At 35.1% G+C, this 13,127-nt stretch carries 13 protein-coding genes; 3 read left to right on the top strand and 10 right to left on the bottom strand.

Going from position 1 to position 13,127, the window contains the following annotated elements; genetic code table 11:
- Positions 1-23: 23 nt before the first annotated feature.
- The 5 genes from atpA to atpB form a co-directional block, all read right to left on the bottom strand.
- Positions 24-1,598 (bottom strand): F0F1 ATP synthase subunit alpha, encoded by a 1,575-nt coding sequence (atpA, locus tag M9897_02415; protein ID MCO5267733.1) that lies wholly within the window; start codon positions 1,596-1,598, stop codon positions 24-26.
- A gap of 36 nt (positions 1,599-1,634) precedes the next feature.
- Positions 1,635-2,168: an ATP synthase F1 subunit delta gene (atpH, locus tag M9897_02410; GenBank protein ID MCO5267732.1), complete on the bottom strand. Its 534-nt coding sequence runs from the start codon at positions 2,166-2,168 to the stop codon at positions 1,635-1,637.
- A 2-nt stretch (positions 2,169-2,170) separates the two neighbouring features.
- Complete coding sequence (locus tag M9897_02405) at positions 2,171-2,665, bottom strand: F0F1 ATP synthase subunit B (protein MCO5267731.1); 495 nt, start codon at positions 2,663-2,665, stop codon at positions 2,171-2,173.
- 75 nt (positions 2,666-2,740) lie between these two features.
- Positions 2,741-2,944 (bottom strand): ATP synthase F0 subunit C, encoded by a 204-nt coding sequence (atpE, locus tag M9897_02400; GenBank protein MCO5267730.1) that lies wholly within the window; start codon positions 2,942-2,944, stop codon positions 2,741-2,743.
- Positions 2,945-2,977: 33 nt separating this feature from the next.
- Positions 2,978-4,072, bottom strand: coding sequence for a F0F1 ATP synthase subunit A (atpB, locus tag M9897_02395; GenBank protein MCO5267729.1), 1,095 nt, complete (start codon positions 4,070-4,072; stop codon positions 2,978-2,980).
- A 249-nt stretch (positions 4,073-4,321) separates the two neighbouring features.
- On the opposite strand from atpB, the gene M9897_02390 reads away from it, so the two are divergent.
- Together M9897_02390 and M9897_02385 are read left to right on the top strand one after the other, a co-directional pair.
- Positions 4,322-6,760 carry a gliding motility-associated C-terminal domain-containing protein gene (locus tag M9897_02390; protein ID MCO5267728.1) on the top strand — a complete coding sequence of 813 codons (2,439 nt, stop codon included), beginning with the start codon at positions 4,322-4,324 and terminating at the stop codon, positions 6,758-6,760.
- 131 nt (positions 6,761-6,891) lie between these two features.
- Positions 6,892-7,239, top strand: coding sequence for a MerR family transcriptional regulator (locus M9897_02385; protein ID MCO5267727.1), 348 nt, complete (start codon positions 6,892-6,894; stop codon positions 7,237-7,239).
- A 7-nt stretch (positions 7,240-7,246) separates the two neighbouring features.
- Here the strand turns inward: M9897_02385 and M9897_02380 are convergent, their stop codons facing one another.
- The 5 genes from M9897_02380 to recQ are packed head-to-tail and all read right to left on the bottom strand — an operon-like array spanning position 7,247 to position 11,674.
- Positions 7,247-7,531, bottom strand: a complete 285-nt coding sequence (locus M9897_02380; protein MCO5267726.1) for a hypothetical protein — start codon at positions 7,529-7,531, stop codon at positions 7,247-7,249.
- A gap of 37 nt (positions 7,532-7,568) precedes the next feature.
- A complete protein-coding gene (locus M9897_02375) occupies positions 7,569-8,075 on the bottom strand; it encodes an ATP-binding protein (protein MCO5267725.1) in 507 nt (168 codons plus the stop codon).
- The gene (pnuC, locus tag M9897_02370; protein MCO5267724.1) at positions 8,072-8,671 is read right to left on the bottom strand and encodes a nicotinamide riboside transporter PnuC; all 600 of its coding nucleotides are present in this window, start codon (positions 8,669-8,671) and stop codon (positions 8,072-8,074) included. The genes M9897_02375 and pnuC overlap by 4 nt, the downstream gene beginning before the upstream one ends.
- Positions 8,672-8,692: 21 nt before the next feature.
- A complete protein-coding gene (locus M9897_02365; protein MCO5267723.1) occupies positions 8,693-9,463 on the bottom strand; it encodes a tRNA pseudouridine(38-40) synthase TruA in 771 nt (256 codons plus the stop codon).
- An 18-nt stretch (positions 9,464-9,481) separates the two neighbouring features.
- Entirely contained in the window at positions 9,482-11,674 is a 2,193-nt protein-coding gene (gene recQ, locus M9897_02360) for a DNA helicase RecQ (protein ID MCO5267722.1), read from the bottom strand.
- Between the two features lie 411 nt (positions 11,675-12,085).
- Between recQ and M9897_02355 the strand changes: the two genes are divergently transcribed.
- On the top strand, positions 12,086-13,087 hold the full coding sequence (locus M9897_02355) for a lipoate--protein ligase (GenBank protein MCO5267721.1): 1,002 nt from the start codon (positions 12,086-12,088) through the stop codon (positions 13,085-13,087).
- Positions 13,088-13,127: the final 40 nt, after the last annotated feature.

Below are 13,127 nucleotides of genomic sequence, written 5' to 3'. Positions count from 1 at the left end.
ATCCTTTCGGAGCAATTTTTTTATTAATATTTAGAAGCAATTTCTTTTGCAACTTTTGTCAAAGTATCTGTAGCTTCTTCCGTTAATTTACCAGCTTTTAAGTCGTTCATAACGTTCTTATGCTTAGCATCCATATAATCAAGGAATTCAGCTTCAAATTCTTTCACTCTATTTACTGGAACGTTTTGGATTAACGCTTTTGTTCCAACAAAGATAATTGCAATTTGTCTTTCAACCGTATATGGATCTCCATCATTTTGTTTTAGAATCTCCACGTTACGCATACCCTTATCAAGTACGGCTTTTGTTGCAGCATCAAGGTCAGAACCAAACTTAGCAAACGCTTCCAATTCACGGTATTGTGCCTGGTCAAGTTTTAATGTTCCAGATACTTTCTTCATAGATTTAATCTGAGCACTACCTCCTACACGAGATACAGAGATACCAACGTTAATTGCAGGACGGACACCAGAGTTGAATAAGTCAGACTCCAAGAAAATCTGTCCATCAGTAATTGAAATTACGTTTGTAGGGATATAAGCAGAAACGTCTCCTGCTTGTGTTTCAATGATTGGAAGTGCAGTTAAAGAACCACCTCCTTTTACTTTTCCTTTTAAAGACTCTGGAAGGTCGTTCATTTGTGCAGCAATAACATCATCATTAACTACCTTTGCAGCTCTTTCTAATAGACGAGAGTGTAGATAGAACACGTCACCTGGGTAAGCCTCACGACCTGGAGGACGACGTAATAATAGAGACACCTCACGGTAAGCTACAGCTTGTTTAGAAAGGTCATCATAAACGATTAATGCAGGTCTTCCAGTATCTCTAAAGAACTCACCAATAGCAGCTCCTGTCATTGGTGCAAAATATTGCATTGGAGCAGAATCAGATGCGTTTGCAGCAACAATTGTAGTATATGCCATTGCACCTGCTTCTTCTAATTTCTTAACGATTCCAGCAACAGTAGAACCTTTTTGTCCTACAGCTACATAGATACAATAAACTGGTTGCCCAGCATCGTAAAATTCTTTTTGATTGATAATAGTATCTATAGCAACTGTTGTTTTACCAGTTTGACGGTCACCAATGATTAACTCACGTTGTCCACGTCCAACAGGAATCATAGAGTCGATAGCTTTAATACCAGTTTGTAAAGGCTCAGTTACAGGCTCACGATAGATAACTCCAGGAGCTTTTCTTTCGATAGGCATTTCGAAAAGTTCTCCTTCGATAGGCCCTTTACCATCGATTGGGTTACCCAACATATTTACAACACGACCAACAATGCCTTCACCTACTTTTACAGAAGCAATTCTTCCTGTACGTTTTACAGAATCACCTTCTTTTACTTCAGTAGATTTACCAAAGATTACGGCACCTACGTTATCCTCTTCAAGGTTTAATGCCATTCCTTGTAGTCCTCCAGTAAATTCAATTAATTCACCATACTGAACTCCTCCTAATCCATAAATACGAGCAATACCGTCACCCACTGTAAGTACGGTACCAACTTCTTGTAATTCTGCTTCTGTTTTAACTCCAGAAAGCTCTTCTCTTAAAATTGCAGAAATTTCTGCTGGTTTAATATTTGCCATTTGTCAAATTTTAAATGGTTTGTTTTATTATTATTCTTAATTCAATAATTGTTGCTTCATTTTTGCTAATTGATGAGCAACGCTTGCGTCAATTTTGGTATCACCCATTTTAACTACAAATCCTCCAATTAGGGATGGGTCAATAGTTTCTTTTAACTCGAGAGTACCTTGAATATTCTTACTTAATTTAGCTAGGATATCTTCTCTTACTTTTGTACTTAATTCAGTTGCAGAAGTTAAAGTTACCGGAACGATTCCTTTTTGTTCATTCACCTTAACGATGTATTGTTCTGCGATAAGAGGTAAAAGATATTCTCTTTTATTTTTAATCAATAAATGATTAAATTTATGTGTAAGTTCATTACACCCTGTGAATATCTTATCGAAAATATTAGCTTTCTTGTCCTCTTTAATCAATGGACTGTTTAGAAAAGCACGAAAGTCTCTATTTTCATTTGCTGCAACGAGAATAGTTTTCATATCCTCTAATACAATCTCTGTGCTATTTCTTTCATTTGAAAGCTCAATTAACGACTGGGCATAACGCCTTGCTACGTTTAATCCTTCCATTATTAATTCAGATTAATATCTTGAACGTAATTTTCAGCTAATTGTGCTTGTTTATCTTTTGTAGATAATTCTTCGCGCAATATTTTTTCAGCAATTTCTAGAGAGATAGAAGCTACTTGAGTTTTTAACTCAGCAATCGCTGCATTCTTTTCTGTTTCGATACTTGCTTTAGCTGTTTCAATAATTTTGTCTGCTTCAACTTTTGCTTTAGCTTTTGCCGCTTCAATCATTTCATCACTAGTAGCTTTTGCTTCTTTAATCATTTGATCTCTTTCAACACGAGCTTCTTTTAAAGCATTCTCATTTTGAGATCGAAGTTGTTCCATCTCAGCTTTGGTCTTTTTTGCCATATCCAAAGCATCTTGAATATTTGCTTCTCTTGTGTTAATTGCATTTAACATCGGTTTCCAAGCAAATTTTGTCAAGATAAATAACAAAAGAAGGAACACTAAACCTGTCCAAAAAATGAGTCCTAAGTCGGGAGTTACTAAATCCATTTTATATAATTTTTTTCAATTTCAAATTTAAATAAACTTCTGTATAACCAACCGTTATACAGAAGTTTAGAGTTTTTAACCTTGAAGCAAACCAACAACAACTCCGAATAATGCAACACCCTCAACAAGTGCAGCAGCGATAATCATTGCAGTTTGAATCTTTCCTGAAGCTTCTGGTTGGCGAGCGATAGCATCCATTGCAGATCCACCGATTTTACCAATACCAACTCCTGCACCTAGTGCAGCGATTCCAGCTCCGATAGCAGCTAATCCAGTCATAACTATTTATTTTTATTTATTGATACATATTAATTAATGATGCTCTGCAACTGCTTCACCAATGAATAGCGCAGATAACATCGTAAAAATGAAGGCTTGTAATAACGCAACTAATAACTCCAATACTCCCATAAAAAGAGACATTGGAACAGTTAGTCCCGCCCACGCCGCACTTCCAAACGTGAAAATAATTCCTGTTAAAGATAATACGATAATGTGCCCAGCTGTAATGTTTGCAAACAAACGTACAGTTAAGGCAAATGGCTTGGTGAAGATTCCAATGATTTCGATAGGAACCATAATGATCAATAATAGTTTTGGAACTCCTGGCATAGCAAAGATATGCCCCCAGTAATTCTTATTTCCCGAAAATACTGTTGCAATTAGAGTAAACACCGCAAGAACTAATGTAAAAGCAATATTTCCAGATAAGTTGGCACTTCCTGGGAAAATTGGAATTAATCCTAACATATTATTAATCCAAATAAAAAAGAAAATAGTTAACAAATAAGGTAAATACTTCTCATACTTCTTTTCTCCGATATTGTCTTTTGCAATTTCATCTCTAACGAAAATCACAAATGGCTCAATAGCTTTGGCAAAACCTCTAGGAGCATGAACCTCATCTTTTCTATATGTCTTAGCAGCAGCTCGCATTAAGACAAACAACAACAGTGCAGAGAAAAGAACCACAAATACGTTCTTCGTAATAGAAAAATCAAGTGGTTTTATATTCTCAGGGTGACCTTCTGCATTAAATGTTAAAGCCCCTTCAGCATTTAGTTTATAGATTTTCTCATGGTATAATCCATATCCTAATTCTTTATTGATATGGTATGAATGTCCATGTTCATTTACTTCTTCTCCATGATACAATTTCTTAGAAGAAAAGATTTGTAATCCGTTATCTAACAATATCACAGGGAAATATACTGAAATGTCTTTTTTGTTACCATCTTTTGCAGTGTATGACAAGATATGAAATTCGTGTGCATCTTTTACGTGGTGCATAATTACTTCGGTCATATCTAGTTTTTCCTCTTCTTGTGTGGTTTCTGAGGCAAAAATTGGAGAAGATAGCAAAGCTGCTACCAAGATAAATAAGAGTCTAACTGCCTTTGTGTACATTCTTTTCACTTTAGAAAGTGTATAAATATTCAAATTTGGGTGCAAAGATATATATTCTTTTTTAATCCCCAATAGTTTTTGTTTGTTTTAAATTTGGAAATTGATGTGCAAAACATACGTGATTGACATACAGTCAGTTAAAAATAAAAAAAGAACTTTTATCATATTTTATTACATACAGAATCAAATTGCAAGTGCAACTAATTTTAAAGCCTCCTCGTCTCTCATTCACAACAGACAACTTTGTATATGAAACGAACAATTATTTTAATATTTCTTTTTTCAATCCAACTCAGTATCTTATTCTCCCAAAAGGAGACTAATAATTGGTATTTTGGTGCTAATGCAGGAATTACTTTTAATACAACTCCTCCCACCGCATTATTGGATGGGCAAATGAATACTTATGAAGGATGTTCGAGTATTTCTGATAAAGATGGGAATCTATTATTCTACACAAACGGAATTACAGTATGGGATAGAACACACCAGATTATGCCAAACGGATCTGGCTTAATGGGACATACTTCGGCCGCACAATCTGGAATTGCTATTCCTAAACCAGGTGATAGCAAGAAATATTATTTAATTACAGTTCCCCATGAAGGATCCTATGAAGGGATGAGATATTCTATCATTGATATGACGCTGAATAATGGATTAGGGGATGTTGTATCAAGTGCTAAGAATATCCCCATGTTTGGGCTTTCCTCTGAGAAAATAGCAGTTGTTCGTCATTCCAATGGCGTATTCTTCTGGATAATTGGTAGATATTTAGAATTTGGAAAATCGCAAACCTATATTACCTTTCTACTAGATTGTGATGGAATTCATGTTGAGAGTCCAATCATTGCAGAAGGAATTAGTACCACCATTTCTGAAAACTGGGGATATTTAGTTGCCTCACCCGATGGTAAAAAATTAGCTTGCGCCTCAGAGATAACAGGGATTGAATTATTAGATTTCAATAATGAGACAGGAGAAATATCCAACCCTTTATATTTAGGAAATATGAACTATGCAGGCTGGGATTGGGGTCATTATGGAGTGGCCTTTTCACCCAATAGCAAAATTCTTTATGGAACAAATATTGAAAATTGGGCAGTAGCACAATGGGACTTAACGGCACAGGATATTCCTAATTCACAATTTTATTTAGGTGATTCCGAAGGAAGTGCAACTGTTCGACCGAACTATAAAGGTGGTGCCATGCAATTAGGTCCAGATGGGAAGATTTATTATTGCCATACAGGAAATGCCTTTCTTGGTGTAATTCATGATCCAAATGTGCTTGGATTAGGTTGTAACATGCAAAATAATGCGGTGGATTTAGGGGGAAGACAATCCCGGCTAGGTTTACCTCCGTTTATTCAATCTTTCGCACCAACTATTAAGAATACCACTGCCTGTGGATCAACTGAAACTCAATTTGAAGTACAAGGAGGAAATTTTTTAGACTCTATTAAATGGTTATTTGGAGACCCTAATAGTCCAAACAGTTCTAGTACAGAACTAGACCCTTCACATGATTATGGACAAACTGGTACTTTTACTGTTCAATTGATTCGCTATTTTGAATGTGGAGGTGATACGATTACAAAAGAAATTACTATTACCCCTCCTACTAATGATACAACATATCAAGATGTACTGCTTTGTGGCACAACTTCTTACACCTTGCCAGACAATCAACTTGTTACTCAATCTGGGGTATATTACGCACAATTACAAAATCAATCGGGGTGTGATAGTATTTGCGTTTTTAATATTACATATCAAGCTGATTTTACCGCTGGCCCAGATCAAACAATATGCACACATTATGCTACACAATTGCACGCTAGCCCGGGTGCATTAAATTATTCTTGGGCTCCGTCAAATACGCTCACTAATCCTACAACAGCTGATCCTATGGCAGCTCCTTTTTCAACAACTACCTATACAGTCGTAGCAATGGGAGATGGATGTATGTTTACTGATACTGTAACCATATATGTGAGTCCCATTCCTACAGGAACACATCAACTTGCATTATGTCAGGGATCTACTATTAATTATGGTGGACAAAGCTTTAGTTCTGAAGGAACCTACACTGTAAATGTTCCTAGTCCGCTAGGCTGTGATTCACTACTAACACTTGTAATTACAGAAATTCCAAGACCTGAAGAGCCAGCAGTAAGTAATAATTTACCACTAGAATGTTTCAACGATAATTTTATAGGAGAAATTATTAACCCTGATAATTCCTTGGGTTATAATTGGTACTTTGACACTACACAAAATATAATGCACACCGGAAATGACTGGAATATTGGTGTGAATCAAAATATAACAACCATATATGTAAATGCCGACAATGGGGCTTGTACATCTTCTTTTACTGCTATCCAGATTATAGCTAATCAAGCATATCCTAAGAATTTTGAAGAGCTCATTCCAAACGTAATTACAGCCAACAACGATGGTACTAATGATGAAATAGATTTCTATAAAATCTTTGGGAAATGTATTGAATACAAAGTAACCATTATTAATCGATGGGGAAATGTAGTGTTTGAAACTAAAAATAACGGGCCTAATTTTACAGGAAAGACATTAAAAGGAGTTAAACTAAATGAAGGTGTTTATCCATATATTATAGAATATGATGGAAAGGAAAAGCATGGGTTTATCCATGTCTTAAGATGATACTCTAATGTAAAAGAAACGGAGTTTTTCCATAAAAATCAAACAATCTCTGAGGTTAACTTCCAATATTTTTTCTCTAAAAGGTGTATGTTCAATAATTTTCACTACTTTAGCTATGTTAAATTGAAGCAATGATTCAAGAAGCTGAGCTTACCAAATTGTATTATACCATCGGAGAAGTGGCTAATATGTTTAATGTTAACACTTCCTTAATACGTTTTTGGGAAAATGAATTTCCAAGCATCAAGCCTAAGAAAAATAAAAAGGGGAATCGACTTTTCTCCCCTAAAAGCATCATGGAGATTCAACACATCTATGAATTAGTGAAAAAGGAAGGATATACTTTAGAAGGTGCTAAAAAAGCTCTACGTCAGGGCGAAGCTAGCAATACCCCTGCTGAAAGTATGGAAGACATTGAACGTAAAATCATTATTCAACGTCTCGAAAATATCCGTGAACGCTTATTAGCTTTAAAATAAAACTATCTTAATTTTCTGGTGTTGATGCCTTTTTTCTATCTACAAAATAGGTTTTAATTCGCTTTCTAAAAACAAGTGCTAAAACTCCCATTAAGAGATAAGGAGCTACCATAATATATAATATTGCTGAATTGATATTGTTCCCATTCTTTTTATCTAAAATACTATCGTCTAGATGTTCTCCTGCTTGTTCCGCCATCAATTTACATTGTGAGCATTGCGCATCTATATTTCCTGTAAATAAGAAAATAAATAGAATAAGTAGAATAATATATGGAACCCATTTTTTCATATAAGCAAAGGTAGCTAAAAAAACAAAAACTTACAGATTATTTCAAAATTCCTTCTACAACTTTTATAACCACATCCATTCTTTCTTTGAAGTTGCCCGATAAAATAGTAAATGGTACATTTAGAAGGCGTAATTGGTCCAAATACAGTGTAAATAGCTCTTCTCGTTGGTTGGGGTGTTCTCTAAGTGGATCGTCTTCCCATGGAATATCCGTAGGGTCACACAAAAAATAATAATCAAATTGCTGTTCCGTCATTAATTTTACAATTGTTTCAGAGCTGCGTTGATATTTAAACTGAGACCAAATATAAAAAACGATATTTTCTGTGTCATACACTTTTAATCCAGATTCTTCATTAGACCTTCTTAAGTCATCTTGTTCTACCGCTATTTTTTCTATATCATCTACATCATATTTCCCACCTCTTGCTAGAAGATATTCCCGAGCGTATTCAGGGAACCATTGCGCATTAAATTGTTTTGCAATTGCTTGAGATAACTGAGTTTTTCCTGAACTTTCAGGACCTGTAAACACGATTTTCACACCACTTGTTTTTGATACATTTTTACCCAAGATAGGTAGGCAAAAATAGCAATAATTGTGAAGATGAGATATTGCAAACTTGCAAGATAAAGTTCACGTCCGGCATACAAGAAAATAGCTGCTGTATCAATTACTATCCAATATAACCAGTTTTCGAGTACCCGTTTTGCTGCCATAAAAGTTGCTGTTAAGCTAAAAACTGTCGTAAAAGCATCCAAATAAGGACTTGCTTGATCAGTGAATTTTGACATTATATATCCTAGTAATAATGTTACAAAACTGCTTATTGCAATATTCAGAACATGGGATTGGATAGACCATTTTCGGATAAGACGTTCTTCTCGCGAGTTTTCATTCCAAATAAACCATCCATACAAAGCCATAGCCACGTAAAAGAGTTGAAGAGCCGACTCGATATATAATTGTGTAGAAATACACAGATATGTGAAAAGAATACTACTGACAAAGGCACTCCACCAGCCCCAGCGTATTTTTTTAGCAATGAGAAGTACATACAATAGATTTAAAAGTACAGCAACCCATTCTATTCCTGAGGTTTGCTGTATGCCTTGATGCATATTTGATAATATCTCCACGACAACGAAGATAAAAATGTTTTAGAGATTGACCTTAAATAATTGTAAACCGGAAGCAGGCGCGATGTTAATTAATGTAATCTTGTTTGAACCATCTAAAGTTTTTTGGAAATCATCCCACATGGTATTTCCTCTCCCGAGGTCAAATAACATCCCCATCATCAAGCGAATCTGATTGCGTTTAAATCCTTTACCTTTTACTTTCATAACATAACTTTTCTTTGGAAAGAAGGAGGCCGTAAAAAAATTGTTTTCTACAATTTCACATGAGATTACTTCTCCCCTTGTATTTGTGGTTGAAGTGGGGCGAAAGGCGTATGAGAAAAAATCCTTTTCTCCCTCAAAGGCTTTAGCTGCATCTTTCATGAGTTCTATGTCTAGATTATCCATAATGTTGCACATATAAGGCGCACAAAAAGGGTGGAATTTCTCTCCAAAAGCAAAAAAATAATGATATTCCTTTATTTTAGGTGCAAGGATAATATTAAAATTTGCATCCGTTGGTTGGATGGAAAGGGCTCTGATATCAGCAGGAAGATTTTTATTAAGCAATGGCAGAAATGCTTCCAAATCTTCCATCTCTTGGTCTGTGAAAAGTTCAATGTAAGTATGCTCTACAGATACTTTTGCATCAGTTCTGCCCGAAGCAATAATCTTTGACTTTATATCTGGCAACACATGACGTAGTGTTTTCAAGATAGTTTCTTGTACAGTTTTAACATTTGGCTGTGTTTGCCAGCCATGAAAACGAAATCCGAGATATTGCATCTCTAACAGGTAGTAGAATTGCATACCTAAAAGGATATTTGATTAATTAGCCATTTCTGACATAAACTTAATACGCATCAATCGCAATTCTTCTTCCGAATATTCTCCGTCAAATTCGTTGTAAGCATCTTCTATCGAATCTGTTTCAGCTTCTGCGAAATAATCGTAAATCTCGTCTTGGGTATCTTCATCTAGAATTTCATCAATATAATAATTGATATTGATCCGCGTACCCGAATTTACAATACCTTCTATCTCATCTATAACTTCTTGAAGTGTTTTCCCTTGTGAAGCTCCGATATCCTCCAATGGCAATTTTCTATCAATATTCTGAATTAGTTTTACTTTCAATCCTGATTTGTTTACCAGCGACTTTACCACTAAATCTTGCGGTCTTTCAATCTCATTCTCTTCAACATATTCTTGGATAAGCGCTATAAAAGGGGCTCCATACCTCTTTGCCTTCCCTTGTCCTACCCCCTGAATATTAGTCATTTCTTCTTCTGTGATAGGATATTGGAAACACATATCTTTCAGGCTAGCCTCTTGAAAAATAACGAAAGGTGGAATATTTTTTTCTTTAGATAATTGCTTTCTCAAATCGAGTAAAGCTTGGTATAGAGGTTCATCAAAAGCATCTTTAATATCTGAAGACACCACTACATCCTCATCATCTTCGCTGGCAGAATAATCATGTTCCTTAATTAAGGTAAATGATTTCGGATTTTTCATGAATGCTGCACCAGCCTCCGTTAATTTCAAGATTCCATAAGATTCAATGTCTTTAGAAATAAGTCCTCCTACAAGAGTTTGTCTTACAACGGCGTTCCAATGGGTTTTCTCTTTATCAGTTCCAGAGGCAAAATGAGGCAATTGATCATGTTTATATGATTCAATTTCTGTAGTAAGATCTCCATGCAGAAAGTTACAGATATAATCCGAGCGCTGCGTTTCTTTCAATTCAGAAACTGAGTGTAGAAGTTTCAGCACATCTTCTTTTCCTTCTGTTCTTTCTTTTGGAGTCTTACAATTGTCGCACATCTCTGTACATTGATGCTCATCGTATTCTTCACCAAAATAATGAAGCAAATATTTCCTACGGCAAATAGAAGTTTCTGCATAGGAGACAATTTCAAATAATAATTGACGACCAATTTCCTGCTCAGCAACAGGTTTTCCTTGTAGGAACTTTTCCAATTTTTCTACATCTTTGTATGAATAGAAAGCAATGCATTCACCTACACCTCCATCTCTTCCCGCACGACCTGTTTCTTGGTAATAACTCTCTAAAGACTTTGGAATATCATAATGGATAACATAACGTACATCTGGTTTATCGATTCCCATTCCAAAAGCAATAGTTGCAACAATCACATCAGCTTCTTCCATCAAAAACATATCTTGATGCATAGCTCTTGTATTAGCATCCATTCCCGCATGATATCCTAGTGCATTGATACCGTTTACACGTAAAACTTCTGAAAGTTGTTCCACTTTCTTACGAGATAAACAATAAATGATACCGGATTGACCTTTATGGTTGCGGATATAACGAATAATTTCTTTTTCTATGTCTTTTTTAGGGCGTACTTCATAATACAGATTCGGGCGATTAAAAGAAGCTTTAAAGACTTGTGCATCCTGCATATTCAAGTTTTTCTGAATATCTTGCTGAACCTTTGGGGTTGCAGTTGCTGTAAGTGCGATGATAGGAACATCCGAAATTGCTTCAAATATTTCACGTAAACGACGATATTCCGGTCTAAAATCATGGCCCCATTCAGAAATACAGTGTGCTTCATCAATAGCAAAGAAAGAAATCTTTACAGAAGTAAAAAAATCAATATTGGCCTGCTTGGTAAGTGATTCTGGAGCTACATATAAGAGTTTTGTCTTTCCTGAAGTGATATCTTCCTTCACTTGCTTAATTTCAGTTTTTGTAAGAGAGCTATTGAGTACGTGTGCAATTGCATCGCTATCACTCACATTGCGAATAGCATCTACTTGATTTTTCATCAAAGCGATAAGTGGAGACACAATTATTGCTGTACCTTCCGAGATAAGAGCCGGTAATTGGTAGCACATCGACTTACCGCCACCGGTGGGCATAATTACAAAAGTATTTTTACGATCTAAAACACTTTTTATAATGTCTTCCTGATCTCCACGAAAATGGTCATACCCAAAATATTTACGTAAAGACTGATTTAGTTCAGAAACTTCTGTCACAGGCATAGTTAAAATTTTAATCTCTTTCGATATGTTTAAAAATAATGAACACGAAATTAATCAATCTAGAACTGATAATCAAAGACAATAGCCGTATGACCATTATACGAGGATGAAACCAGTTTTTTTAGTGATTAACCGAGTTGGAAGTTACAAATTTTATTTCAATTCGACAAATTTTAACAATAATTTGTATTTCTGGTAGGATAAGTTAAAATGAGATGTAATTTATAGATTCTGATTATGAGATAAAGTTAACCGCAAAATACACTAAGTTTACCTACTTAGCGTATTTTCTTTTTGTGCTTCGCGTTTTCTGCAGAGATTGGAGTGAATATGTAATAATTTGACAGAAGTCCCTTTTTTCTTTGTTCTAATCAAAAACAACTATTACTTTGTAAGTTAAAATAAGAATATATGATTTTTATTGAAAATGAAGGATGTAACGATCCTCGTATCAACTTAGCTTTGGAAGAATATGTAGCGAGAAATTTTCCTGCACAAAACGATTACCTCTTGTTTTATATCAATCAACCCTCTATTATAATTGGAAAAAATCAAGTGACTATTGAAGAAGTGAACCAGAAATACATTGAGGATAACAATATTTATGTGGTGAGAAGAATTAGTGGTGGAGGTGCTGTTTATCATGATTTGGGTAATCTGAATTTTAGTTTCATTACTAATCACGACATCAAAAAACTACATAATTTCAAACAGTTTACAAAACCAGTCATTGACGCCTTAACAAATTTAGGTTTAGATGCTGAGCTGATTGGTAGAAATGATATTTTAATCGAAGGAAAAAAGATATCGGGAACAGCACAATTTTCTAACAGTAGGCGTATGATTAGTCATGGTACTTTGTTACTTGATTCTGACTTGGATGAGGTCAATAATGCACTTCAAGTGAAAATCAGTAAATTGGAATCTAAAGGTCATAAGTCTGTGCGAAGCCGTGTGGCTAACATCAATGATTTTCTTAAAAAACGACTTACGATGGATGAATTTAGGGAGATGTTACTTCAAGGTTTATTTGAAGGTGAACCTAATTTTGAGAAATATCACTTAACAGCAGAAGAATGGAACGGTGTTTACGCATTACGTGATTCCAAATACGATACATGGGATTGGAATTATGGTAGATCTCCAAAATTCAATATCCAAAGAACTAAACGCTATCCTGTCGGGATTATTGACGCACGAATTTTTGTTGAGAAAGGTAGAATCGAAACTCTACATATATTTGGAGACTTTTTTGGTCAATATCCGGTGGAACAATTGAATGAAAAATTAAAAGGAGTTCCTTACGATAAATTCTCTATCCAAGCCGCTTTGAAAGATGTAAATATCCAAGATTATTTTGGAGCTTTGGATAAAGAAGATTTTGTGCAATTACTTTACGGAGAAGATGAATAGATTCTTTAATAAGGGAATCAAACATAAAATCTACTACATT

The organism is Brumimicrobium sp., from assembly GCA_023957385.1.
Classification (GTDB): Bacteria; Bacteroidota; Bacteroidia; order Flavobacteriales_D; family Crocinitomicaceae; genus Brumimicrobium.
This window is presented reverse-complemented; position numbering and strand designations above follow the sequence as displayed.